Annotated in this window: 25 protein-coding genes; 13 read left to right on the top strand and 12 right to left on the bottom strand. The window is 74.0% G+C overall.

All coding sequences use genetic code 11. From position 1 onward, the window contains the following. Positions 1-240: 240 nt before the first annotated feature. The gene (locus ACZ407_RS21920; protein WP_468130659.1) at positions 241-1,203 is read left to right on the top strand and encodes a zinc-binding dehydrogenase; all 963 of its coding nucleotides are present in this window, start codon (positions 241-243) and stop codon (positions 1,201-1,203) included. A gap of 103 nt (positions 1,204-1,306) precedes the next feature. Here ACZ407_RS21920 and ACZ407_RS21915 read toward each other — a convergent pair whose 3' ends face one another. Next, positions 1,307-2,266, bottom strand: a complete 960-nt coding sequence (locus ACZ407_RS21915; protein WP_468130657.1) for a PadR family transcriptional regulator — start codon at positions 2,264-2,266, stop codon at positions 1,307-1,309. Between the two features lies 1 nt (position 2,267). Next, positions 2,268-3,134, bottom strand: coding sequence for a DUF4097 family beta strand repeat-containing protein (locus tag ACZ407_RS21910; protein WP_468130655.1), 867 nt, complete (start codon positions 3,132-3,134; stop codon positions 2,268-2,270). 182 nt (positions 3,135-3,316) lie between these two features. Here ACZ407_RS21910 and ACZ407_RS21905 point away from each other — a divergent pair, with 182 nt between their 5' ends. Both ACZ407_RS21905 and ACZ407_RS21900 read left to right on the top strand, forming a co-directional pair. Beyond that, on the top strand, positions 3,317-4,102 hold the full coding sequence (locus ACZ407_RS21905; RefSeq protein ID WP_468130789.1) for a hypothetical protein: 786 nt from the start codon (positions 3,317-3,319) through the stop codon (positions 4,100-4,102). A gap of 395 nt (positions 4,103-4,497) precedes the next feature. Next, the gene (locus ACZ407_RS21900) at positions 4,498-5,178 is read left to right on the top strand and encodes a GOLPH3/VPS74 family protein (protein WP_468130653.1); all 681 of its coding nucleotides are present in this window, start codon (positions 4,498-4,500) and stop codon (positions 5,176-5,178) included. Positions 5,179-5,200: 22 nt separating this feature from the next. Here the strand turns inward: ACZ407_RS21900 and ACZ407_RS21895 are convergent, their stop codons facing one another. Further along, positions 5,201-6,139, bottom strand: a complete 939-nt coding sequence (locus ACZ407_RS21895) for a LysR family transcriptional regulator (protein ID WP_468130651.1) — start codon at positions 6,137-6,139, stop codon at positions 5,201-5,203. Positions 6,140-6,356: 217 nt separating this feature from the next. Here ACZ407_RS21895 and snpA point away from each other — a divergent pair, with 217 nt between their 5' ends. After that, on the top strand, positions 6,357-7,007 hold the full coding sequence (snpA, locus tag ACZ407_RS21890) for a snapalysin (RefSeq protein ID WP_468130649.1): 651 nt from the start codon (positions 6,357-6,359) through the stop codon (positions 7,005-7,007). A 140-nt stretch (positions 7,008-7,147) separates the two neighbouring features. On the opposite strand, the gene ACZ407_RS21885 is transcribed toward snpA, so the two are convergent. The 5 genes from ACZ407_RS21885 to ACZ407_RS21865 all read right to left on the bottom strand — a co-directional run bounded on the left by ACZ407_RS21885 (position 7,148) and on the right by ACZ407_RS21865 (position 11,259). Then, a complete protein-coding gene (locus ACZ407_RS21885; RefSeq protein ID WP_468130647.1) occupies positions 7,148-7,345 on the bottom strand; it encodes a hypothetical protein in 198 nt (65 codons plus the stop codon). Between the two features lie 26 nt (positions 7,346-7,371). After that, positions 7,372-7,953: a dihydrofolate reductase family protein gene (locus ACZ407_RS21880; RefSeq protein ID WP_468130645.1), complete on the bottom strand. Its 582-nt coding sequence runs from the start codon at positions 7,951-7,953 to the stop codon at positions 7,372-7,374. 137 nt (positions 7,954-8,090) lie between these two features. After that, entirely contained in the window at positions 8,091-8,684 is a 594-nt protein-coding gene (locus ACZ407_RS21875) for a GNAT family N-acetyltransferase (RefSeq protein WP_468130643.1), read from the bottom strand. 137 nt (positions 8,685-8,821) lie between these two features. Further along, positions 8,822-9,859: a family 2 encapsulin nanocompartment cargo protein polyprenyl transferase gene (locus ACZ407_RS21870; protein ID WP_468130787.1), complete on the bottom strand. Its 1,038-nt coding sequence runs from the start codon at positions 9,857-9,859 to the stop codon at positions 8,822-8,824. Continuing rightward, positions 9,850-11,259, bottom strand: a complete 1,410-nt coding sequence (locus tag ACZ407_RS21865; RefSeq protein ID WP_468130641.1) for a family 2B encapsulin nanocompartment shell protein — start codon at positions 11,257-11,259, stop codon at positions 9,850-9,852. Before ACZ407_RS21865 ends, ACZ407_RS21870 begins: the two co-directional genes overlap by 10 nt. Before the next feature lie 556 nt (positions 11,260-11,815). Here ACZ407_RS21865 and ACZ407_RS21860 point away from each other — a divergent pair. Together ACZ407_RS21860 and ACZ407_RS21855 are read left to right on the top strand one after the other, a co-directional pair. Further along, positions 11,816-12,406 carry an N-acetylmuramoyl-L-alanine amidase gene (locus ACZ407_RS21860; protein ID WP_468130639.1) on the top strand — a complete coding sequence of 197 codons (591 nt, stop codon included), beginning with the start codon at positions 11,816-11,818 and terminating at the stop codon, positions 12,404-12,406. 55 nt (positions 12,407-12,461) lie between these two features. Further along, positions 12,462-13,418, top strand: a complete 957-nt coding sequence (locus ACZ407_RS21855; RefSeq protein ID WP_468130637.1) for a 1-aminocyclopropane-1-carboxylate deaminase/D-cysteine desulfhydrase — start codon at positions 12,462-12,464, stop codon at positions 13,416-13,418. Positions 13,419-13,471: 53 nt separating this feature from the next. Here the strand turns inward: ACZ407_RS21855 and ACZ407_RS21850 are convergent, their stop codons facing one another. Next, positions 13,472-15,070, bottom strand: coding sequence for a Na+/H+ antiporter (locus tag ACZ407_RS21850; RefSeq protein WP_468130635.1), 1,599 nt, complete (start codon positions 15,068-15,070; stop codon positions 13,472-13,474). Between the two features lie 47 nt (positions 15,071-15,117). Between ACZ407_RS21850 and ACZ407_RS21845 the strand changes: the two genes are divergently transcribed. The 3 genes from ACZ407_RS21845 (at position 15,118) to ACZ407_RS21835 (ending at position 16,939) form a co-directional block, all read left to right on the top strand. Further along, a complete protein-coding gene (locus tag ACZ407_RS21845; protein ID WP_468130634.1) occupies positions 15,118-15,378 on the top strand; it encodes a UBP-type zinc finger domain-containing protein in 261 nt (86 codons plus the stop codon). 194 nt (positions 15,379-15,572) lie between these two features. Next, entirely contained in the window at positions 15,573-15,986 is a 414-nt protein-coding gene (locus ACZ407_RS21840) for an ATP-binding protein (protein ID WP_468130632.1), read from the top strand. Positions 15,987-16,003: 17 nt separating this feature from the next. After that, positions 16,004-16,939 (top strand): RNA polymerase sigma factor SigF, encoded by a 936-nt coding sequence (locus ACZ407_RS21835; protein ID WP_468130785.1) that lies wholly within the window; start codon positions 16,004-16,006, stop codon positions 16,937-16,939. A gap of 61 nt (positions 16,940-17,000) precedes the next feature. Here the strand turns inward: ACZ407_RS21835 and ACZ407_RS21830 are convergent, their stop codons facing one another. Beyond that, positions 17,001-17,501 carry a hypothetical protein gene (locus ACZ407_RS21830; protein ID WP_468130630.1) on the bottom strand — a complete coding sequence of 167 codons (501 nt, stop codon included), beginning with the start codon at positions 17,499-17,501 and terminating at the stop codon, positions 17,001-17,003. Here ACZ407_RS21830 and ACZ407_RS21825 point away from each other — a divergent pair. Further along, positions 17,500-18,468, top strand: coding sequence for a diacylglycerol/lipid kinase family protein (locus ACZ407_RS21825; RefSeq protein ID WP_468130628.1), 969 nt, complete (start codon positions 17,500-17,502; stop codon positions 18,466-18,468). The two genes, ACZ407_RS21830 and ACZ407_RS21825, sit on opposite strands and share 2 nt — an antisense overlap. Before the next feature lie 320 nt (positions 18,469-18,788). Further along, entirely contained in the window at positions 18,789-19,046 is a 258-nt protein-coding gene (locus tag ACZ407_RS21820) for a WhiB family transcriptional regulator (protein ID WP_003953983.1), read from the top strand. A 196-nt stretch (positions 19,047-19,242) separates the two neighbouring features. On the opposite strand, the gene ACZ407_RS21815 is transcribed toward ACZ407_RS21820, so the two are convergent. Both ACZ407_RS21815 and ACZ407_RS21810 read right to left on the bottom strand, forming a co-directional pair. Next, positions 19,243-20,727 carry a histidine kinase N-terminal domain-containing protein gene (locus ACZ407_RS21815; protein WP_468130783.1) on the bottom strand — a complete coding sequence of 495 codons (1,485 nt, stop codon included), beginning with the start codon at positions 20,725-20,727 and terminating at the stop codon, positions 19,243-19,245. 368 nt (positions 20,728-21,095) lie between these two features. Further along, positions 21,096-21,689, bottom strand: a complete 594-nt coding sequence (locus ACZ407_RS21810; protein WP_468130626.1) for a TetR/AcrR family transcriptional regulator — start codon at positions 21,687-21,689, stop codon at positions 21,096-21,098. An 85-nt stretch (positions 21,690-21,774) separates the two neighbouring features. Between ACZ407_RS21810 and ACZ407_RS21805 the strand changes: the two genes are divergently transcribed. Together ACZ407_RS21805 and ACZ407_RS21800 are read left to right on the top strand one after the other, a co-directional pair. Next, the gene (locus tag ACZ407_RS21805) at positions 21,775-22,536 is read left to right on the top strand and encodes an SDR family oxidoreductase (protein ID WP_468130624.1); all 762 of its coding nucleotides are present in this window, start codon (positions 21,775-21,777) and stop codon (positions 22,534-22,536) included. A 129-nt stretch (positions 22,537-22,665) separates the two neighbouring features. Further along, positions 22,666-23,487 carry a MerR family transcriptional regulator gene (locus ACZ407_RS21800; RefSeq protein ID WP_468130781.1) on the top strand — a complete coding sequence of 274 codons (822 nt, stop codon included), beginning with the start codon at positions 22,666-22,668 and terminating at the stop codon, positions 23,485-23,487. Positions 23,488-23,490 lie beyond the last annotated feature (3 nt).

Genomic DNA, 23,490 nt, shown 5'->3' with positions numbered 1-23,490 from the left:
GGCTCCGCCCCGAACCCCGCTCCTCAAACGCCGGAGAGGCTGGAGTTGCCCCCGCCCCGGGGCAACCGCGGGCCGTCGTCTTGGGGCTCCGCCCCAAACCCCGCTCCTCAAGCGCCGGAGGGGCTGGAGTTGCCCCCGCCCCGGGGCGCCCCGGTCGGGGGCAGTCGGGGGTGCGATGTAGAACTCATGGTGCCGCCAGGTCTGGCCCCCGCCCCGTACCGACGGGTAGCGTCTGGCGCCATGTTCGCTGCCTACGCTGCACGTATCGACCGCGACCGCCCCCTCGACGGCCTCGTACTGGGCGAGCGCCCGGCCCCCGAGTCCCGCCCCGGCTGGGTGACCGTCAATGTCCGCGCCGCCTCCCTCAACCACCACGACCTGTGGTCCCTGCGCGGGGTGGGCCTCGGCGAGGCCCAGCTCCCCATGATCCTGGGCTGCGACGCGGCCGGCGTGGACCAGGACGGCAACGAGGTCGTGCTGCACTCGGTGATCGGCCAGAGCGGCCACGGCGTCGGCCCCGACGAGCCCCGTTCCATCCTCACCGAGCGCTACCAGGGCACGTTCGCCGAGCAGGTCACCGTCCCCGCGTGGAACGTGCTGCGCAAGCCCGCCGAGCTCTCCTTCGAGGAGGCCGCCTGCCTGCCCACCGCGTGGCTGACCGCGTACCGGATGCTGTTCACCAATGCCGGTGTCCGCCCCGGGGATTCGGTCCTGGTCCAGGGCGCGGGCGGCGGCGTGGCCACCGCCGCGATCGTCCTGGGCAAGGCCGCCGGCCTGCGGGTCTTCGCGACCAGCCGGGACGAGGCCAAGCGCAAGCGCGCGGTGGAGCTCGGCGCGCTGGAGGCCTTCGAGCCGGGTGCCCGGCTGCCGCACCGGGTGGACGCGGTCATCGAGACCGTGGGCGCCGCGACCTGGTCGCACTCGGTCAAGTCGCTGCGCCCCGGCGGCACCCTGGTCATCTCGGGTGCCACGAGCGGCGACCGCCCGGCGCACGCCGAGCTGACCCGGATCTTCTTCCTCGAACTCAAGGTCGTGGGCTCGACGATGGGCTCGAAGGACGAGCTGGAGGACCTGCTCTCCTTCTGCGCGGCCACCGGCGTGCGGCCGGTCATCGACGAGGTCCTGCCCCTCGACCGGGCCCGCGAGGGCTTCGCGAAGCTGGAGTCGGGCGACCTGTTCGGCAAGGTGGTCCTGACCGTCTGAGCCGTCCGAGCCGTCCAACCCGCCGCCGGGGGCCGGGCGTCCCGTCGAACGGGACACCCGCCCCCGGCCCCGGCCTCGGCCCGTACGGCTCAGTCCGTACGGCTCAGTCCGTACGGCCGCCCGGCCGCAGCGTGCGGCCGAGGGCGGCGGCGGCCTCGGCCAGGTGGCGGCGGGCCTCCTCGTACTGGCCGTCGGTCACCCCGTGGTCGCGGGCCGCGTCGCGGACGTCGTCGCGGAAGCGGTCCAGCAGCCGGTCCAGGTCCCGGGCCGGGTCCCCGCTGCGCGGCACGTCGGCCGCCCAGTCCGGGGCGCCGCCCGGCTCCCGTTCGCCGCCGCTGCCGCCGGCCGCCGGCTCGCGGTCCTGGCCGAGCCAGGCGGAGGCCTCCCGGGCCAGCCCGCCGAGCTGCGAGGTCAGCTCGGAGAACCCCTCCCGCACCCCCAGCTTCGTGAACTGGTCCTGCATCTGGCGGGCGATGCGCTGCACGTCCTCGCGCGCCTTCTCGTGGGCCTCCTGGGCCTGCCGCCGCGCGTTCTGCGCGTCCTCGCGCGCCCGCCGGCTCTCGTCCTTGGCCCGGCGGGTCTGCTCCTTCCACTCCTGCTTGGCCCGGCGCAGCTCCTCCTTGGCCGCCTGCCAGGCCTCGCTGTCGAGGAAGGTCTCGTCCCGGCGCTGCCCGGGACCGGAGGCGGCCGCCGCGGCCCGCATCTCGCGCCGCAGGTCGCCCGCGGCCCCGCGGACGTCCTCGCGGATCTCCGCGGCGAGTTCGGCCACGGACTCGCGGATCTCCACTTCCAGGTCGGCGAGTTCGCCGCTGCGGCCGGCGAGTTCGGTGCGGCCCGCGTCGGTGATCGAGTAGACCTTGCGGCCGCCCTCGGTGGTGTGGGTGACGAGCCCCTCGGCCTCCAGCTTGGCCAGCCGCGGGTACACGGTGCCTGCGGAGGGGGCGTACAGGCCCTGGAAGCGCTCCTCCAGCAGCCGGATCACCTCGTATCCGTGCCGGGGCGCCTCGTCGAGCAGCTTGAGCAGGTACAGGCGCAGGCGGCCGTGGGCGAAGACGGGCGGCATGTCAGAGCACCTTCTTGTCGAGGTCGAGCGGTCCGTCCGCCGGGCCGGCGGCCTCCGGGTCGGGGCGGCGGAGCAGGGCGATGGAGCCGGAGAGCGTGGTGGCCTTGAGGGTGCCGGCGCCGGTGCCGAGGGTGCCGGTGATCCGCTTGGCCCCGAACCGGCCGGTGACGCGCAGGTCGTCGAAGGCGTTGGTGACGGCCCCGCCTGCGGTGTTCGCGTCCACGCGGGCGTCCGCGGGGTGCGGAAGCCGGATCGCCACCTCACCGGAGACGGAGGCCACGCTGATGTCGGCGGGCGGGCCGGCCGGGTCGAGGGCCAGGTCGAGGACCACGTCCCCGCTGACCGACTCGGCCTTCACCGCGTCCGCGCCGTCGACCACGGTGATCTCCCCGGAGACCGAGCGGACCCGCAGGCCGCCGGTGACCGACTGGGCGTCGATGCCGCCGCTCACGGTGTCCGCGCGGACCGGGCCGGACAGCCCGACGAGGGTCACGTCCCCGGTGGCCGCCTTGACCTCGGCCGGGCCGGAGATCCCGGAGACCACGGTGGCCGCCGCGACGGCGCCGACGCGGACCCGGGTGCCGGGCGGTACGGCGAGGGAGACCACGGCGGTGCGCCGCCGGCCCTCGCCGTCGAGCCAGTTCTTGAGGTTCGCCCACTGGAGGTCCTCGTAGGTGACGGTGAGGACCCCCTCGGCCAGCGTCACATGCAGCGGCGGCCCGTCGAGGTGGGAGACCTCCAGACGGGCGGGGGCCTCGGCGCCCACGATGTTCACCGCCCCGCTCACGACGCGGACGCACAGCTCCGCCACCGGCTCCTCGAAGAGGAGTTTCTGCGGCTCGCTGACCGACCACGTCGACTGGGTCATCGTCACTGGTCCTCCTCGGCTCGTGGCTCGACTCGGTGGAGCACGACGCAACATATCGTGTCTCGTACGAGACACGATATATCGCGGCGAGGTGAAGTCAAGGCGCACCTTCCGGCCGCTCCGTCCGGTATGCCGGGCTCATGTCCACAACACCCGTTTTGCCTTAGCGTGTGGGCATGCCGATCTCGATGACGAACGCGGGCGGACTGCTGCTCTGCCGTGCCGAACCGCCGTCCGTACGCCCCGCTGCGCACCTGCTGCGCGAACCCCTGTTGCTCGCCCCGGCCGGGGAGCGGTGGAGCGTGCTCACCCCGCAGGACAAGCCGTGGCGGGCCGGGGGCGGCGGGGGCCGCGAGGTGCACCGGGTGGACGAGGTCCTGTCCGGCTGGGCCGCGGCGCTGGCCGTGGGGGTCAACTGGCCGGTGCTGGGCCTGTGGTGGGACGAGGGACGGACCGGTTTCGCGCTGGCCTCCGGATTCCGGCGCACGATCGCGTACGGCTGGCGGGCCGACGGGACCCCGGACGGCGATCCCGACGCCCTGCGCCTCCTGGGGGCCCGGCTGGGCGTGGACCCGGTCCTCGGCATGGCCGCGCTGGAGGAGCTGACCCGGCCGGATCCGGCGGCCGACGGACGGGCCCGGATGGTCGGCCTGGTGGCGGCCCTCGCCCGGGAGGGGCTGGCCCTCCCGGCCGGTCTGACCCCCGGGGAGCCGGCCGACCGGCTGCGCGAGGCGGCCAAGGTGGCGCCGGGGGCCGAGTCCGTCGAGTGGTCGGGCCGGGGGGCGGTCGGGGCGTGGTTCCGCGGACCGGGCGCCCGCGTGCTCGGCGCCGCCCAACTGGCCGCGGGGGCGCCGCTGCTGGTGTGGGGCGCGCGCCGCCGCGATGCGGGCTGGGCCGCGGCCGGCGCGCTCCTCACCACCCACGGCGCCCTCGCCCTGACCTCCGGCCGGTCCCGGCCCCCCGCGTGACCCCGCGCGGGATCACCCGCGGCACCGCTCCGGGGCTCCGCCCCGCACCCCGCGCCTCAAACGCCGGCGGGGCTTGATTCCGCCCCGCAGCATCCAGCCCCGACGCGAGCCGAGCTGAACGGGGCAGCTCCACCCCCGAGGCAAGCCGCACAAACGAGCCGGGAGCGGCGAGATCCAGCCTGTCCGGCGTTTGAGGACCGGGGTGCGGGGCGGAGCCCCGGGGGCCTCGCCGGTCGCTGGGTGCGGGCCGTGGGACGGCCCGGGGGCGATCCGGCCCGTCCGGCGCTCGAGGACCGGTCGGGGACCGCTCGGGAGCGGGGCAGGGGGCGGAACCACCGCGGGGGCGCGTACGTCCCCTGATCCGTAGGCAGAGTCGAACGGGGACGGGGAAACCGATGCGGGTCACGCTGGGCGAGGAGATCATGCTGCTGGCGCTGGACGCGCCGGCCGGTGCAGAGCACGAGCGGGCGGCCGCGGCCTGGGCGGTCGCAGCCGGCACCCTCGTCGAACTGACCCTGGCCGGACGGCTGTCGGTGACCGGCGGACGGCTCGGCGTCCGGGACACCGCCCCGACCGGCACCCGCCTGCTGGACGGCCGGCTGCGGCTGGCCCACGACTGGGCCGAGCGCCGCCGCCGCCCCACGGCGGGCGACTGGCTGGCCCACGACTTCTCCGCGGCGGCCGGGGCAGCGGCGGACAGCCTGCGGGCCCGCGGCCTGGCGCTCCCGGCCGACCGGTGGGCCGCGGACGGCCCCTTCCCCGTCCGCCGCGCGCCCGGCACCGCGGACCGGGCCGAGCAGGAGATCCGCACCCGCCTGGCGGACGCGGTCCTCGGCGGCACCGCCCCGGACCCCCGCACCGGCGCCCTGGCCTGCCTCCTGCACCTCGCAGGCCTGCACCGGCCGGCCTTCCCGGGCCTCGACCGCGCCGAGACCGGCCCCCTCCTGGAGCGCCTGGCGGAAGCCGCCTGGGCCCCGCTCCCCCTCCGTACCACCCTGCACGCCCTGCGGACCCTCCCGCTGCCGGACCGCCTGGCCCCGCACCCGCAGCCCCTCCGCCCGGCGGCGGCCGTCTGACCGCGCCCCCGGAAACCGGCGTCTACGACGCCGCCAGCACCGGGCTGCGGTGGCGCCGGAGCCAGGCCCGGTACGAGGGAGCGCGCAGGGCGGCCTCGCGGTAGGACGCGCGGAGGTCCTCGTACGCCTCGGCGGCGCCCGCCCCGGGGCGGGTGACCAGGAGGAGGCGGACCGCCAGCGGGTCACCGCGGAGCGGGCGGATCGCCATGTCCTCGCGGGGGACCGAGGTGGGCTGGCAGGGGGCCACCGCCTCGCCGGTGACGACCATCGAGGCGGCCGTGTGGTAGTCGCCGTGCAGGAAGGGCGGGTCGAAGCCGGCCGCGGCGAGCACCCGGCGCAGCCCGTCCCATTCGCCGTCCACCGAGGGGTCCACCATCCACCGGTCGCCGGCCAGGTCCGCGAGGTCCACTTCGGCCCGGCGGGCCGCGGGATGGTCCCGGGCCAGGGCGACGAACTGGGGCTCCCGCTCGACGAGCACCCGCTGGGCCAGCCCGGCGGGCATCCGCAGCGGGCAGCCCTCGACCTCGTGGACGAAGGCCACGTCGAGCACCCCCGAAGCGACCATCCGCAGCAGGGCGTTGGCCGAAACGTCGACCAGCAGGGTGACCTCGGCGGCCGGGAACCGCCCCCGCAGCCTCCGCAGCCAGCCCGGCAGGGCCCGGCTGGCCGTCGAGCCGATCCGCAGCCGCGGCCCGCGGGAGGCCGCCCGGGCCTCCTCGACGAGCGCGGCCATGCCGTCGAGCAGCGGGCGGGCCCGGCCCAGCACCTGCCGCCCCAGCGGAGTGGGCCGGCAGCCGGTGCGCCCGCGCAGGAACAGCTCGCCTTCCAGGGCCTGTTCGATCCGGCGCAGCTGGGTGCTCAGCGAGGGCTGGCTCACGCCGAGCTGCCGCGCCGCCTTGTGCAGGCTGCCCGTTTCCGCGATGGCGCACAGCGCGCGCAGATGCCTCACCTCCAGCTCCATGAGCCGAGGGTAGGGCGGCCCCCTGGGCCGCACCAGCCACTGGTGAACCACCGATTTCCGCCATTTTCACGGCAGTTGACGGAACGGTGAAAGTCGGCCGGAAGGCGGCGATAACGCCGTCCTATCGGCGTCCGGCATCATCCCCGTGCGGCTTCCGCTCCCCCAGACTCCGGTACCGAACGACCGCCTCGTTCACCGGATGAAGTTGGAGCCCCCCATGCCCAATCCCCGTATGACCGTGCTCGCTTCGCTGCTCGGCCTGGGCCTCGCCGCGGCCGTCGGCGCGGCCCCGGCCGCCGGCGCCGCCCCCGCCCCGGCGACCGGATCCGCCGCCTCCTACGCGGCGTACGAGCAGTCGAAGGAGAACGCTGCCGCGAACCGCGCCTTCTTCGAGGCCGTGATGAAGTCGGTGGCCGAGAAGCGCGCCGCGAACCCGGCCGCCGCCTCGGTCACGGTGTACTACAGCACCCGCAACGCCCCGAGCTTCCGCACCCAGATCGCCCGCAGCACCCAGATATGGAACAGCTCGGTGGCGAACGTGAAGCTCCAGGAGGTCAGCTCCGGGGCAAACTTCCAGTACTACGAGGGCAACGACTCGCGCGGTTCGTACGCGTCCACCGACGGGCACGGCCGCGGGTACATCTTCCTCGACTACCGGCAGAACCAGCAGTACGACTCCACCCGCGTGACCGCCCACGAGACCGGCCACGTGCTCGGCCTGCCGGACCACTACTCGGGCCCGTGCAGCGAGCTGATGTCCGGCGGCGGCCCCGGCACCTCGTGCACCAACGCCTACCCGAACTCGACCGAGCGCTCCCGGGTGGACTACCTGTGGCGCAACGGCCTGGCGGCCGCGCTCGCGAAGTAGGCGTACGGCAGGAAGCGCGCAGGGGCACGCGGCGCCGGCCGCGTGCCCCTGCCCGTCCGTTCCCGGCGCCGGAAACCGGCCCGGAACCCGCCCGCGCCGGCCCCGGAACCGGCCCGGAGCCGGCCCCGTCAGGCCGCGGCCTACGCCGCCGCCTCGGGCACGTACTCCGGGCACTCGGGGTTCCGGCACGGCCCCGGCCGCCACTCCGGCACGAAGACCCCGAGGCTCTTGTGCCGCTGCACCACCGTCCCGACCTCGCTGCCGCAGACCGGGCAGAAGCGCTGCGCCGTGCCCGCCTGCGGGGCCGGCACCGGCTCCCGCTGCTTCTCTTCGCCCATGCCTCCACGGTAGGCCCGCGGCGGCGTCAGCGCTTGCGCGTGTACCGGGTGACGAGCACGGAGCCGTCGAAGCTGCGGGTCTCCTCCAGGACCAGCTCGCGGGGGGCGAACCCGGCGCGGGACATGGGCATGCCGGTCCCGGCGAAGACCGGGTAGGTCTTGACCACGATCTCGTCGATCTCGTCGACGAGCTGCGCCGCCAGGTCGGCCCCGCCGCACAGCCAGATGCCGAGCCCGTCCTCGGCCTTGAGCCGGCGCACCGCGGCGGCCACGTCCCCCTCGATCAGGCGGACGGCCGGGTCCGGGGACTCGGTGAGGGAGCGGGAGACCACGTACTGGGTCAGGTGGGCGTACGGGCTGGAATCGCCCAGTTTGTAGCCCACGTCGTAGGTGCCGCGGCCCATCAGGACCGTGTCGAAGTGCTTGGCCTGCGAGGCGTCGATGCCCAGCTGGGCGAGGCCGGCGGAGGCGATCGTCTCCGGGTATTCGGCCTTGAGGTACTCCAGGAACTCCCCGCCCACCCACTGGTAGAAGAAGTTCCCGTCACCGTCCGGGTCGCCGATGAAGCCGTCGACGGAGGTGGCGATGAAGTACGTGAGCTTGCGCAAGAGCAGCCTCTTTCCGAGGGTTCCGCGGCCGCCCCCATGGCGACCACTGCATTGAAAGTACTACGCATGCAGTGGTCACGCAAGGGATTCCCGCGCGCCGCTTCCTTACGGCCCGCCGCAGCCTCCGTACGGCGCCCTCAGCCGCGCGGCTTGCGCCACATGGGCCACATCAGGGGCCCGTCCGGCAGCTGCACCGCCGTGCCGGTGAACTCGAAGCCGAGCCGCTCGTACAGTCCGCGGCTGCGGGCGCTGCTCGCCTCGAGGTACGCCGGCAGCCCCTCGCGGTCGCAGCGCTCCAGGACCGGCCGGATCAGCTCGGTGCCCAGCCCCTGCCCCTGCCGCTCCGGGGACACGGCGATCATCAGCAGGTACTCGTGCTCCTCCGCGGTCGGGTGCACCGCCCCGGTCAGCCGGCCCACCAGCTCGCACCGCTCGTTCTCCGGGTCCGCCGTCTCCCGCATCAGCGCCGGGACCTCGTCCTCGCCCTCCGGCTCGCCCGCCGGGACCCGCAGCCACAGGGCGGCCGCCGAACCGTCCTCGGCGTAGTCCACCCGGCCCTCGGCGAGGGCCACGTCCACGAACACCCCGAGGAACCTGCCGTGCACGGCCCGCCGGTGGGCGGGGTCCGGGAAGACCCAGCTGCTCACCGGGTCCTCGCGGAAGGCCTCGTCCAGCAGCGCCGCCACCGCGTCCCGGTCGCTCTCCACAGCCCGTCGTATCCGAAGTCCCACAGCCGCCACCCGTCACGCTCGAATCGGTCAACAATGCGAGCAGATCCTAGAGTTGCGCAGGGCCCGGACATGCCGGAGGCCCGTCCGCACGACCGAAACGGTCCTGCGGACGGGCCCCGGAGCGCAGCGCCCGGCGGCTACCGGGTGCGGCGCGTCACGAACTCCGCCAGCGCCAGCAGCCCTTCGGCCGCGGCCGGGTCGGGCACCGCGCGCGCCAGCTGCTGCACGGCCCGGCCCATCCGGTCCGCGGCGTGGGCCTGCGCCCAGTCGCGGGCGCCGGCCCGTTCCACCGCCTCGGCGGCCCGCCGTACGTCGTCCCCGGTCATGGGTCCCGCGTACAGCCGGGCCAGCTCCTCTCCGGCGGCCGTGCCCGAGGTGAGGGCGGCCACGACGGGCAGGGACTTCTTGCGGGCGGCCAGGTCGGCCCCCGCGGGCTTGCCCGTGTGCTCCGGGTCTCCCCAGATGCCGATCAGGTCGTCGATGAGCTGGAAGGCGAGCCCCGCCTCCCGCCCGAAGGCGTCCAGTGCCTCGACCTCCTCCTCGCCCGCACCGGCGTAGAGCCCGCCGAGCGCGCACGAACAGCCGAGCAGCGCACCGGTCTTGGCCAGGGCCATGGCCGTGCACTCGTCGAGGGTGACCTCGGCCTTGCGCTCGAAGGCGCAGTCGGTCTGCTGGCCCATGGACAGCTCGATCACGCAGTCCGCGAGCCGGGCCGCGGCCCGCGCCGAGGCCGGGTGCCGGTCCTCGGCCAGCACCCGCAGGGCCAGGGCGAGCATGGCGTCCCCGGTGAGCAGCGCATCGGGTATGCCGAAGACGGTCCAGGCCGTGGGCCGGCCGCGGCGGCGGGCGTCCTCGTCGATGATGTCGTCGTGGAGCAGGGTGAAGTTGTGCGCGAGCTCCACCGCCGCGGCGGGCCGGACCGCCGCCCGGGCGGAGCCGCCGAGGGCCCCGGCCGCGGCGAGCACCAGGGCCGGTCGGATCGCCTTGCCGGCGCGCCCGGCCGCCGGGCGGCCGTCGGCCTCCTCCCAGCCGAAGTGGTACGCGGCCACCCGGCGCAGCATGCCGGGGAGCTGTCCGACCGCCCGGCGCAGCTCCGGGCCGACCGTCTCTCTCGTCGTGTCGAGCAGGGCGGCGGCCGCCTCCCGCCCCTCGACTGCGGGCGCGCTCAGTTCCAGCGGCCGATCTGGACGTTCTCCAGTACGCCGAGCGCGTCGGGGACGAGCACGGCGGTGGAGAAGTAGGCGGTCACCAGGTAGGAGATGAGCGCCTGCTCGTTGATGCCCATGAAGCGGACCGACATGCTCGGCTCCAGCTCGTCGGGCAGCCCGGGCTGGTGCAGGCCGATGACGCCCTGCTCGTCCTCGCCGGTGCGCATGCACAGGATCGAGGTGGTGCGGGCGTCGCTGATCGGGATCTTGTTGCACGGGAAGATCGGGACCCCGCGCCAGGCCGGGATGTGGTGGCCGTGCACCTCGACGGGGGTGGGGTAGATCCCGCGCTTGTTCCACTCGCGGCCCAGGGCGGCGATGGCCTGGGGGTGCGCGAGGAAGAACTTGGAGCCGCGGCGCATCGCGAGCAGCGCGTCGAGGTCGTCGGGGGTGGGCACGCTGTCGTGCGGCTGGATGCGCTGGTCGTAGTCGGCGTTGTGGAGCAGGCCGAACTCGGGGTTGTTGATCATCTCGTGCTCTTGGCGCTCGCGGAGCGCCTCGACCGTGAGCCGCAGCTGCTGCTCGGTCTGGTTCATCGGGTGGTTGTACAGGTCGGCGACGCGCGTGTGCACGCGCAGCACCGTCTGGGCGATGCTGAGTTCGTACTCGCGCGGGCGGGCCTCGTAGTCCACGAAGGTGCCGGGCAGCACGGGCTCGCCGGTGTGGCCGGCGGAGAGGTCGATCTCGGCCTCGCCGTGCTCGTTGGTGCGCTGCTCGGGGAGCGAGCGCACGTGGTCGACGTGCAGGCGCAGGGACTCGACGCGGTCGGCGAGCAGCTGGAAGTCCTGGCGGGTCAGGACGAGGGCGGTGCCGGGTGTCACGGCGCGGGCGGTGAACTCCCAGATGGACTCCTCGTCGACGAGGCTGTCCTCGCCGAAGTACGCGCCGTCGGCGACGGTGCGCAGCACGGTGTCCTCGCCGTAGTGGCCGGGGCCGATCTGCTCGATGCGGCCGTGCGCCACCAGGTAGACCTGGTCGGAGGGGCTGCCGAAGGAGGTCAGCTCCTGTCCGGCGGCGAAGTCGACCTGCCGGCAGCGCTCGGCGAGCTCGGTGAGCACCTCCAGGTCCTCGTACGAGCGCAGCAGCGGCAGTTCACCGAGCTCCGCCGGGATGACCTGGACCCGGTCCCCGGTCTTGACGAACGTGACGCGGCCGTCGCCGACCGCGTAGCTCAGCCGCCGGTTCACCCGGTACGTGCCGCCCTGCACCGAAACCCAGGGGAGCATCTTCAGGAGCCACCGGGAGGTGATCTCCTGCATCTGCGGCACGGACTTGGTGGTGGTTGCCAAGTTCCGCGCGGCCGAGGTGGCGAGACTGCGCTGCGGCAGCGCCTGCGCCTCGGATTCGGAACCTGCCTGGACCGACATGTCATTCCCCTTCGACACTCCATGGATCTGCCGGGGCAGCCTTTCAGCGCGGGGCGTGACCGGACCATTACACGAACGGGTGGGACTGGATCGCACTGATGTGGGCACGTTCTGGAGTTCAGCCCTGGCGGGCCGGGGCCGTCCGGCGCCCGCGGAATCCGGCCATGCTCGGCTGCCGCCGCGGGGCGCTTTCCCCTGCGTCCCGGATGCACGTCCTCTCCGGTGGCCCCGTGTGCTTGACCCGATCCACCGAGCCGGCCCTGCGGGGTGCCGGTGCGCCCGGCAGCGGACCACGGCGGCTCCCCCGCCACCCGGGAGAGGCAGGCCGTGTGGCCGATATCCGACGGCCCGCCCGGCCGCCGGGCCTCGCCCCGGGCGCCGATCGAACGAACGTCCGTACCGCCAGGGCCCGGGCGGCACCGGATCCGGTCACCGCGCGTGACCGGATCGGCTCGCACGGCGTACGAACGGGCTGGCCCGGAACACGATGCTCCGGTACACCCCCGGTACGGGCGGTTGCGACCGGCGGCCGTCACGTCCGCAAAGGAGGCCACGGGTGGCCGAACCCATGTCCGCGGGAGAGTTCAAGCACGCCCTGGTGAACGAAGGACTGACGGTCGTCGAGGTCGGCGACTGGCGCAACCACAACCGCAACCACAAGGGCCCCTGGGGGCCGGTGCACGGGGTGATGATCCACCACACCGTCACCCGGGGCACGGCGGACACCGTCCGTATCTGCCGGGACGGCCACGCGCGGCTCCCCGGCCCCCTGTGCCACGGGGTCATCACCAAGGACGGCCGGGTCCACCTGGTCGGCTACGGCCGCGCCAACCACGCGGGTTCCGGGGACCGGGACGTCCTCGCCGCGGTGGTCGCCGAGAAGGCCCTGCCGCCCGACAACGAAGCGGACGTCGACGGCAACGCCCGCTTCTACGGCTTCGAGTGCGAGAACCTCGGCGATGGCGAGGACCCCTGGCCCCCCGTCCAGCTCGACGCGATCGCCCGCGCCGCCGCGGCCGTGTGCCGCCGGCACGGCTGGACCGCCCGCTCGGTGATCGGCCACCTGGAATGGCAGCCCGGCAAGATCGACCCGGCCGGCTTCACCATGCAGTCCATGCGCGACCGCGTCCACGAGCGCCTCAAGTAGCCGCCTGCCCCCGCCCCCGCTGCCGGCCCGCCCGGCAGCGGCCCACAATGGCGGGGTGGACACCGCACCCGGCCCCGCCCCCGACCTCGGCGCCCCCGACCTGGACTCCCTCCTGCGCCCCCGGCTCCCCTCGCCGCTGGCGGAGGTCCGCGACGACCGCTTCGAGCGGCACGGGGTCCGGCTGCTGCTCAAGCGGGACGACCTCGTGCACCCGGAGATCCCCGGGAACAAGTGGCGCAAGCTCGTGCCCAACCTGCGGGCCGCCGTGGCGGGCGGGGCGCGGGAGGTGGCCACCTTCGGCGGGGCCTACTCGAACCACCTGCGGGCCACGGCGGCCGCCGGCCGGCTGCTCGGGCTGGGCACGGTGGGCATCGTCCGCGGGGAGGAGCTGGCCGGGGCCCCGCTCAACGACTCGCTGGCCCGGTGCGCCGCGGACGGCATGCGGCTGCACTTCGTCTCCCGCTCCGACTACCGGCTGAAGGCCGATCCGGCGGGGCTCGCCCGGCTGCTGCGCGCGGCCGGGGCGCAGGACGCGTACGCGGTGCCCGAGGGCGGCAGCAACGAGCTCGCGGTGCGCGGCTGCGCCGAGCTGGGCCGGGAGCTGCGGGGGGCGGCCGGGGTGGTGGCGCTGCCCTGCGGGACCGGCGGCACCCTGGCGGGGCTGGCGGCCGGGCTGGGGCCCGGGTCCCGGGCGCTGGGGGTGCCGGTGCTCAAGGGCGGGTTCCTGGCCGCGGAGATACGTTCCTTCCAGCAGGCGGCGTTCGGCGGCCCGGCCGGCGACTGGTCGCTGGACGAGCGCTTCCACTTCGGCGGCTTCGCCCGGGTCCCGGCCGAACTCGACGCGTTCGCGGCGGACTTCGAGGACCGGCACGGGCTCCCGGTGGAGCGGCTCTACGTGGCCAAGCTGCTCTTCGCCCTGACCGCCCTCGCCGCCGAGGGCGCCTTCCCGCCCGGCTCGGCCGTCGCCGCCGTGGTCACCGGGCCGCCGCTGGACGGCACGCAGGCCCCCTGAACCGGGGCCGGCGGCCGGGCGGCCCGGCCCCTGGCGGCCTTCCGGCCCGGCCCTCAGCCCTCCGACTCCCGGTAGGCCGCGGCCTCCTCCAGGTCCAGGCGGCGCAGGAGGGTGCGGAGCATCTCGTCGTCGATGCGGCGGGCGTCGCGCAGGGAGACGAACACCTCCCGCTCGGCGGAGATCATCTCGCGGGACAGCCGCCGGTAGGTGTCGTCCGCGGACTCCCCCGTCTGCGGGTTGACCGCGCCCAGCCGCTCCCACACCGCGTTCCGGCGCCGCTCCAGCACCGTGCGCAGCCGCTCGGCCAGCGGCGGCGGCAGGGCGTTCGCCGGGTCCTCCAGGAGGGCGGCCAGCCGGTCCTCCGCCGCCTGCGAGGCCTGGTTCTGGGCCTGGGCCTCGGCCAGGGTCTCGGCCTGCGCGTCCCGCGGCGGCAGCTTCAGCCGGCGGATCAGCGGGGGCAGGGTCAGCCCCTGCACCACGAGGGTGGCGATGACCGTGGTGAAGGTCAGGAAGAGGATCAGGTTCCGGTACGGGAAGCCCCCGCCGTCGTCCACCGTCACGGGGATCGAGAAGGCGATGGCCAGCGAGACCACCCCGCGCATCCCGGCCCAGCCCACGATCACCGGGGCCTTCCAGTCGGTGTCCGGCTCCCGCTCGCGGATCCGCGCGGAGGCCGCCCGCGGCAGGAAGGTGGCCGGGAACACCCACACGAACCGGCTCACGACCACCGCCGCGAACACCGCCAGCGCGTACCAGGCCGCGTGCAGTCCCTCGTACTCCCCCAGGTCCGCCAGGACCACCGGGAGCTGGAGGCCGATCAGGGCGAAGACCACCGACTCCAGCACGAAGGCGACCATCTTCCACACCGCCTCCTCCTGGAGCCGGGTCGCGAAGTCCACCTGCCAGGCCCGGTGCCCCAGGTAGAGGGCGACCACGACCACCGCGAGCACCCCGGAGGCGTGCACCTCCTCGGCGACCGCGTACGCCACGAAGGGGATGAGCAGCGACAGGGTGTTCTGGAGCAGCGGCTCCCGCAGCCGGGTCCGCAGGTGGTGGATCGGGACCATGAGCAGCAGGCCCACGCCCACCCCGCCGACCGAGGCGAGGAGGAACTCGGCGATCCCGCCCGCCCAGCCGGCGCCCTCCCCCACCACGGCGGCGAGGGCCACCTTGTAGGCGGTGATCGCGGTGGCGTCGTTGACGAGGGACTCGCCCTGCAGGATGGTCGTGATCCGCGGGGGCAGCCGCAGCCGGCGGGCGATCGCGGTGGCCGCGACCGCGTCCGGCGGGGCCACGACCGCGCCCAGCACCAGCGCCGCGGTCAGCGGCAGCCCCGGCACCACCAGGTACGCCGCCCAGCCGACCGCGAGGGTGGCGAAGAGGACGTAGCCGACGGACAGCATCGCGACGGGCCGCACGTTCGCCCGCAGGTCCAGGTACGAGCTGTCCACCGCGGCCGTGTAGAGCAGCGGCGGCAGCATGAGGGGGAGCACGACGTGCGGGTCGAGCCCGTACGCCGGCACCCCCGGCAGGTAGGCCGCGGCCAGTCCCGCCGCGACCAGCAGCAGCGGGGCCGGCACCGGGGTGCGGCGGGCCGCCCCCGCCACGGCGGCACTGCCCGCCACCAGTGCCACCAGCGGCCACATCTCCATCGCGCGACCCCGCCCTTCCCCTCGTGCGCCGTCGTAACCTGGCCATCATGAGCGAGTGCACGCATGTTCCCGAACTGCCGCGCCCCGAGCCGGCGCCCCGGGCGATGACCTGCCCGGACTGCCTGGCGGTCGGCAGCCACCCGGTGCAGCTGCGGATGTGCCTGTGGTGCGGGCACGTGGCGTGCTGCGACTCCTCCCCGCACCGGCACGCGACCGCCCACTACCAGGAGACGGGGCATCCGGTGATGCGCAGCTACGAGCCGGGCGAGACCTGGCGCTGGTGTTTCGTGGACGCTTCTCTCGTGTGAGGTTCGATCGGCGGCAGAGGGGTAGGTCAACCCTCCGCCGGTTCCCTTTATTTGGGCCCGCAGACCCCTAGCCACTGTGCGTACCCGTCGGCTTACCATCAGTCACTGCCGCGGAACGGGGGTGCCGCGACACGATCGCCGTCGTCGCGGTAGCGTCACCGGCGAACAGAGCTCGTACCACCTTGGAGGTGAGGGTGTCCCAGATCGCAGGCGAGCCCGGGACCCAGGACTTCGTGGAAGTCCGGCTGCCGGCCGCAGGTGCCTATCTGTCGGTGTTGCGCACGGCCACGGCCGGTCTCGCGGCGCGCTTGGACTTCACCCTCGACGAGATCGAGGACCTGCGCATCGCGGTGGACGAGGCGTGCGCGATCCTGCTCCAGCAGGCCGTGCCCGGCTCCGTCCTCAGCTGCGTGTTCCGGCTGATCGACGATTCACTGGAGGTGACGGTCTCGGCCCCGACCACCGACGGGCGGGCTCCCGAGCGCGACACCTTCGCGTGGACGGTCCTGTCGGCCCTGGCCGGCAAGGTCGAGTCCACGGTCGCGGAGGACCGCACCGTCAGCATCAGCCTCTACAAACAGCGCGGCGCGGGACCAGGCCCGGCGTGAGCGGCGGGGACATCCCGGTGCGGGGCGGGGATGCGCCCCCGGTGCACGCTTCCGGCAGAGGCGTTCCGGAGCAGCAGCACGCGCGTCCGCATCCCGCGGAAGACGGCGCGCAAGACGGCTTTTTGGACTCGGCGGAGCGACGGGCGGGCCCTATGAGCGAGAACGATCACGAGCAACGGGAGCCGGCGGCGGACGACCCGCGGGACCGCAGCGGCGCACGGGCGCTGTTCCTGCGGCTGCGGGAGCTCCCCGAGGGCTCGCCGGAGCGGGCCGAGCTGCGCAACCGGCTGGTGCGGATGCACCTGCCGCTGGTGGAGCACCTGGCCCGGCGGTTCCGCAACCGCGGGGAGCCGCTCGACGACCTCACCCAGGTCGCCACGATCGGCCTGATCAAGTCGGTGGACCGGTTCGACCCGGACCGCGGGGTCGAGTTCTCGACGTACGCGACGCCCACCGTGGTCGGCGAGATCAAGCGGCACTTCCGCGACAAGGGCTGGGCGGTCCGGGTGCCGCGGCGGCTCCAGGAGCTGCGCCTCGCGCTGACCACGGCGACGGCCGAGCTGTCCCAGCAGCACGGCCGGTCGCCGACCGTGCACGAGCTCGCGGAGCGGCTCGGGATCTCCGAGGAGGAGGTGCTGGAGGGGCTGGAATCGGCCAATGCGTACAGCACCCTGTCCCTGGACGTGCCGGACACGGACGACGAGTCCCCGGCGGTCGCGGACACCCTCGGCGCGGAGGACGAGGCGCTGGAGGGGGTCGAGTACCGGGAGTCCCTCAAGCCGCTGCTGGAAGGGCTGCCGCCGCGGGAGAAGCGGATCCTGCTGCTGCGCTTCTTCGGCAACATGACCCAGTCGCAGATCGCGCAGGAGGTCGGCATCTCGCAGATGCACGTGTCCCGGCTGCTGGCGCGCACCCTGGCGCAGCTGCGGGACAAGCTCCTCGTCGAGGAGTGAGCCCGGCCCGGGGGGCGGGGCCGGTGCGGAGCGCGCCCGGGCCCGTACCGGTACGCGGGCCTCAGCCCCGCCCGGCGCCGACGCCCAGCGCCTCGGTGCTCTCCGGGTGGAACAGCAGGACGATCGCGGCCACGGCGGCCGCCGCGAGGGCCGCTGCGGCGGCGATCACGGCGCCGCCCGCGTGGTAGAGGGTCCAGGCCACGGGCAGGGCCATGAGCTGGGTGATCAGGGCCGGCCCCCGGCTCCAGCGGCGGCGCAGGCGCAGGCCGCGGGCCGCGGTGAGCGGCAGGGCGGCGAGCACGAGCATGGTGAGCCCGCCCGTCTCGGCCTGCTGCGGGGAGTCCGGGTCCCCGAGCAGGCCCATGATCAGCATGGACAGGCCCAGGCCGGCGAGGGCCAGCCCCTCCAGCGCGGTGAGCGCGGCCGCGGCGGTCAGCCGGGCCGGGACGGGTCCGGCGGGGGTGGCGGAGGGCTGCTTCGTACTCACCCCAGCAGGGTAGCCCCGTCGAGGTGGGCAGCCGGTATGGGAGGTGTACCGACGGGTGGGTAGGCTGCTGCTCATGCGTGCACTCCTCGTGGCGAACCCGGCGGCAACGACCACCAGTGCGCGCACGCGCGACGTCCTCGTCCACGCCCTGGCCAGCGAGATGAAGCTGGAGGCGGTCACCACCGAGTACCGCGGGCACGCCCGGGACCTGGGCCGGCGGGCGGCGGAGAGCCGGGACATCGAGCTCGTGGTCGCGCTCGGCGGGGACGGCACCGTCAACGAGGTGGTGAACGGGCTCCTGCACAACGGCCCGGACCCCGAGCGGCTGCCCGGTCTGGCGGTGGTCCCCGGGGGCTCCACCAACGTCTTCGCCCGCGCGCTGGGCCTGCCGAACGACGCCGTCGAGGCGACCGGCGCCCTGCTGGACGCGCTGCGCGAGCGCCGGGAGCGCACGGTCGGGCTGGGCCTGGCCGAGGGCGTGCCGGGGACCGAGGACGAGTCGGTGCCGGCGCGCTGGTTCACCTTCTGCGCCGGATTCGGATTCGACGCCGGGGTGGTGGGCCGGGTCGAGCAGCAGCGGGAGCGCGGAAAGCGTTCGACGCACGCCCTCTATGTGCGGCAGCTGCTGCGCCAGTTCCTGGAGGAGCCGAACCGGCGGCACGGGACGGTCACGCTGGAGCGTCCGGGCGCGGATCCGGTGACGGACCTGGTGCTCTCGATAGTGTGCAATACGTCACCGTGGACATATCTGGGAAACAAGCCGCTCTACGCGTCTCCGGAGGCCTCGTTCGACACCGCACTTGACGTGCTGGGTCTGAGCCGTTTGTCAACTCCGGCCATCGCGCGGTACGCGACACAGCTCCTGACCTCGACTCCTGAGCGGGGTCCGCACGGCAAGCATGCGGTCAGTCTGCACGATCTGACCGACTTCACCTTGCATTCGAAGGTGCCGCTTCCTTTCCAGATGGACGGCGACCACCTCGGACTGCGCACGAGCGTGCGGTTCACAGGCGTACGCCGTGCACTGCGTGTGATTGTGTGAGTGGAAGGGCCGTTAACCCTTTCAGTCGAACGTTTAGACGCGGGTCCACCCCATAGAAGTACGGCTGTGACCTAGTCGACACCGACGAATCAAAAAAAACTTTCCGGAAGGGGTTGTATCCCCGTCCGAGGTTTGCGAATCTCTACATGGCGATCGGGACAGCCCGCAGAACCGGCACCCACGAAGGCCGCCAGAACCCCTCCACGAATCAAGGACCGCTCCGGGCAACCTGGGCGACGTCCCTTCCCCCGTGAAGGGATTCGTGAAAGCGTTCACATTCACAAGCAACCTGCCCGCAATACCAAGGAGATGGAGCAGCCATGGACTGGCGTCACAACGCCGTTTGCCGCGAGGAAGACCCCGAGCTCTTCTTCCCCATCGGCAACACCGGTCCTGCGCTGCTGCAGATCGAGGAAGCCAAGGCCGTCTGCCGCCGCTGCCCCGTCATGGAGCAGTGCCTGCAGTGGGCGCTCGAGTCCGGCCAGGACTCCGGCGTCTGGGGCGGTCTCAGCGAGGACGAGCGCCGCGCGATGAAGCGCCGCGCCGCCCGCAACCGGGCGCGCAACGCCAGCGCCTGACACCAACTTCGAGCCTCGAGCCGCAGCGCGTAGCACCCCCGAAAGCGATCGGCGACGTGCTCTTGAGCCCCGGTCCGGGAACCCCCTCCAGCCACCGCCGGAGGTGACTCCCGGTTCGGGGCTCAGTGCTTTCGCGGGAGGTCCCGCGCCCGCCGGGGCCGTCCGTCACTCTCCGTGACGTACGGCCCCGGCGGTGCTATTTCTGCGGGCTGGCGGGGATGTCGAGCACGACCTTGGTGCCGCGCTCGGGGCCGGGCTGCATGTCGAAGGTGCCTCCGAGCTCCCCCTCGACCAGGGTCCGGACGATCTGGAGGCCGAGGTTCCCGGCCCGCTGCGGGTCGAACCCCTCGGGCAGCCCGCGGCCGTCGTCGACGATCGTGATCAGCAGTCGCGAATCATTGCGGCCGGTGCCGCTGCGCACCGCGGCCACCTCCACCGTGCCCTGCTCGGCCGGCGCGAAGGCGTGCTCCAGCGCGTTCTGCAGCACTTCGGTCAGCACCATCGACAGCGGGGTGGCCACCTCGGCGTCCAGGATCCCGAACCGGCCGAGGCGCCGGCAGCTCACCTTGCCCGGCGAGATCTCCGCGACCATGGCGATGACGCGGTCCGCGATTTCGTCGAACTCCACGCGCTCATCCAGGTTTTGAGACAGCGTCTCATGGACGATGGCGATGGAGCCGACCCGGCGGACCGCCTCGTTCAGGGCCTCGCGGGCACTGCGGCCGCCGGCCGAGGCGGAGTCCATCCGGCGGGCCTGGAGCCGCAGCAGCGCGGCCACCGTCTGGAGGTTGTTCTTGACCCGGTGGTGGATCTCCCGGATCGTCGCGTCCTTGGTGATCAGTTCGCGTTCGCGACGGCGCAGTTCGGTCACGTCGCGGCACAGGACGAGCGAACCGATGCGCACGCCCTTGGGCTTGAGGGGGATCGCGCGGAGCTGGATCACCCCGCCGTTGCCGTCGACTTCGGTCTCCCGCGGGGCCCAGCCGCTGGCCAGCTTGACCAGGGCCTCGTCCACCGGGCCCCGGGACGGGGCGAGTTCGGCGGTGATGGTGCCCAGGTGCTGGCCGACCAGGTCGGAGGCGAGGCCCAGACGGTGGTAGGCGGACAGGGCGTTGGGGCTCGCGTACGTGACCACGCCCTCGGCGTCCAGCCGCATCAGGCCGTCGCCCACCCGCGGAGAGGCGTCCATGTCCACCTGCTGGCCGGGGAACGGGAAGGTGCCGGCCGCGATCATCTGGGCCAGGTCCGAGGCGGACTGGAGGTAGGTGAGCTCCAGCCGGCTGGGGGTGCGGACGGTGAGCAGGTTCGTGTTGCGCGCGATCACCCCGAGCACCCGGCCCTCGCGCCGGACCGGGATGGACTCGACGCGGACCGGGACCTCCTCGCGCCACTCCGGGTCGCCCTCGCGCACGATCCGCCCCTCGTCGAGGGCGGCGTCGAGCATGGGGCGGCGGCCGCGCGGCACCAGGTGGCCGACCATGTCGTCCTGGTAGGAGGTGGGGCCGGTGTTCGGGCGCATCTGGGCGACCGAGACGTAGCGGGTGCCGTCCAGGGTGGGCACCCACAGCACGAGGTCCGCGAAGGACAGGTCGGAGAGCAGCTGCCACTCCGAGACCAGCATGTGGAGCCACTCCAGGTCGGTGTCACTGAGAGCGGTGTGCTGGCGTACGAGGTCGTTCATGGAGGGCACGTGAGCGAGGGTACCCCGGGCCCGGGCCATGACTTTCGCCCCAGGGAATACCCAGGATGGCCAGGTTCCGCGTATGTTGGAGGAAGTGACGGTTATCGGGGCCCCGTCATTGGATGGACAGAACAGATTGGTCTAGTCCACAATGCAGTGAGCAAGTGATGCTTCCGCCCTCCCCGCACAGGAGGACGGAGCGAGGTAAGCCGCGCGTTCTGCCCTGACCGCGCCGGCGCCTCCTGCCGGCCGCCGGGACCGCACACCCGCCGGCCGAAGCACTCCGGGCTGCGGTGCCGGACGGGTTGAGGGTCCCGTCCCGGCACCGTGGCCCTGAGGTCTTTCCGGGGCCGGTACGGCTCCCCCCGTCAGGCGGGCCAGGCCTGCATCGCCCGCTCCCCCACCGCCAGCAGCTCCTGCCGGGCCGCCCCGTCGCGGGCCTGCTGGGACATCCCCTGGAGCACCGCGCCGGCGTACCGGGCCAGGGCGGCGGCATCGGTGTCCGCCGGGATCCGCCCGGCCGCCGCATCCGCGCGGATCCGGCTCTCGAAGAGGGCGATGTTCGCGTTGCGCCGGGCGCGCAGGGCCTCCGCCACCTCGGGGACCGTGCAGTTCACGGCGGCGCTGATGACCAGGCAGCCGGCCGGGTGGTCCGGATCGGTGTAGATCTCCGCGGCCTCGCGCAGGATCCGCGCCATCGCCTCCCGTACGGAGGGCTCCTCGTCCAGGGCGCGCAGGGCGAAGGCGGCGAAGGACTCGGCGTACGCCTGCACCACCTCGTCGAAGAGGGCCCGCTTGTCGCCGAAGGCCGCGTAGAGGCTGGGGGCGCCGATGCCCATGGCGCGGGTCAGGTCGGCGATCGAGGTGCCCTCGTAGCCGCGCTCCCAGAAGGCGCGCATGGCCTGGGCGAGGGCTGCCCCGCGGTCGAAGGAGCGGGGCCTGCCGCGCTGTCCGGAAACCATGGCGGCAATTCTATAGCGGGCGTTACTGAATCTGGTACGGTCCCTTTCTGTAGCGACCACTAGAGAATTCGAAGGGGGGCGCGTCATGGGCGTGCTCAAGGGGAAGACGGCTCTGGTCACGGGCGGCAGCCGGGGCATCGGGCGGGCCGTGGCCGAGCGGCTGGCCCGGGACGGGGCCCTGGTCGCCGTCCACTACGGGCGGGACGAGGCCGCCGCGAAGGAGACGGTGGCCGCGATCACGGGGGCCGGCGGCCGGGCCTTCGCCCTCCGCGCCGAACTCGGCGTGCCGGGGGACGCGGCCGCGCTGTGGGCGGCGTACGCGGCGCACCCGGACCACACCGAGCAGGTGGACGTCCTGGTGAACAACGCGGGGGCGGCCTTCTTCGCGGGGATCGCGGACACCGACGAGGAGGCCTTCGACCGGGCGATCGCGCTCAACGCGAAGGCCCCCTTCTTCGTGATCAAGGAGGGGCTGTCGCGGCTGCCCGAGGGCGGCCGGATCGTCAACGTCACCGGCACCCCGGACATCGCCCTCCCCGCGATCGCGGCCACCGTCATGGCCAAGGGCGCGGTCAACGCCCTCACCCGCTCGCTGGCCGCGGAGCTCGCGCCGCGCGGGATCACCGTGAACTCGGTGGGCCCCGGCATCACCGAGACCGACCTGAACAGCGCCTGGCTGGCGGACCCGGCGGCCCGGGCCCACGCCGCCTCCCGCTCGGTCTTCGGCCGGATCGGGACCGCGCCGGAGGTGGCGGACGTGGTGGCCTTCCTGGCCTCCGAGGACTCCCGCTGGGTCACCGGCCAGCACCTGGCGGCCACCGGCGGGCTCCAGATGGCCCTCCTGTAGAAACACGGCAGGGCCCCCGCGCTCGGGAGCGGCCTGGGGCCCGGGATCGCCCCGGAGCGGCCCCGGACCCGCCCCGGCCGACCGGGCCTTGACCCTCACACCGTGTCAGGCGCTGAACTCGGAGACATCATGTTCACCATCGGAGACTTCGCCCGGCACGGCCGCGTATCGGTCCGGATGCTGCGCCACTACGACGCCACCGGACTGCTGCGGCCCGCCCACGTCGACCCCGCCACCGGCTACCGGTACTACACCGGGGCCCAGCTGGCCCGCCTCAACCGCGTCATCGCGCTCAAGGACCTCGGCTTCACCCTCCAGCAGGTCGGGGAGATCCTCGACGAGCGGGTGGGCGCCGAGGAGCTGCGCGGCATGCTGCGGCTCCGGCAGGCCGAGCTGGAGACCGCGGTGGCGGAGGCGGCGGCGCGGCTGGTGCGGGTCGAGGCGCGGCTCCGGTCGATCGAGAGCGAGGGGCGCATGCCCGAGAACGACGTCGTGATCAAGCACCTTCCCGCGGTCCGCGTGGCCGAGCTGTCCGCCGTGGCGGCGAGCTTCGAGCCGGAGCACATCGGCCCGGTGATCGGCCCGCTGTACGAGGAGCTGTTCCGGCTGCTGGCAGAGGCGGGCACCGTGCCGTCCGGGCCGGGGGTCGCGTACTACGAGGACGCCCCCGAGGGCGGCGGGGCGATCACCGTGCACGCCGCCGTCGAGGTGGCGGCCCCGCTGCGGGAGGGGCCCTTCCGGGTGCTGGACCTGCCGGCGGTGGCCGAGGCGGCGACCATCGTGCACCGCGGTTCGATGGACGAGGCGCTGCCCACCGCCCAGGCCCTGGCCCGGTGGATCGACGGGCACGGCTACCGGGAGGCAGGCTATCCGCGCGAGATCAGCCTGGAGTGCCCGGCGGACCGGGACCAGTGGGTGACCGAGCTCCAGGCGCCGGTGACCGCGGGCTGATCC

The sequence above is a fragment of the Streptomyces sp. NPDC030809 genome, from assembly GCF_055572195.1.
Note: the sequence above shows the minus strand (reverse complement) of the source record. Positions and strands in the feature narration are given on the sequence as shown.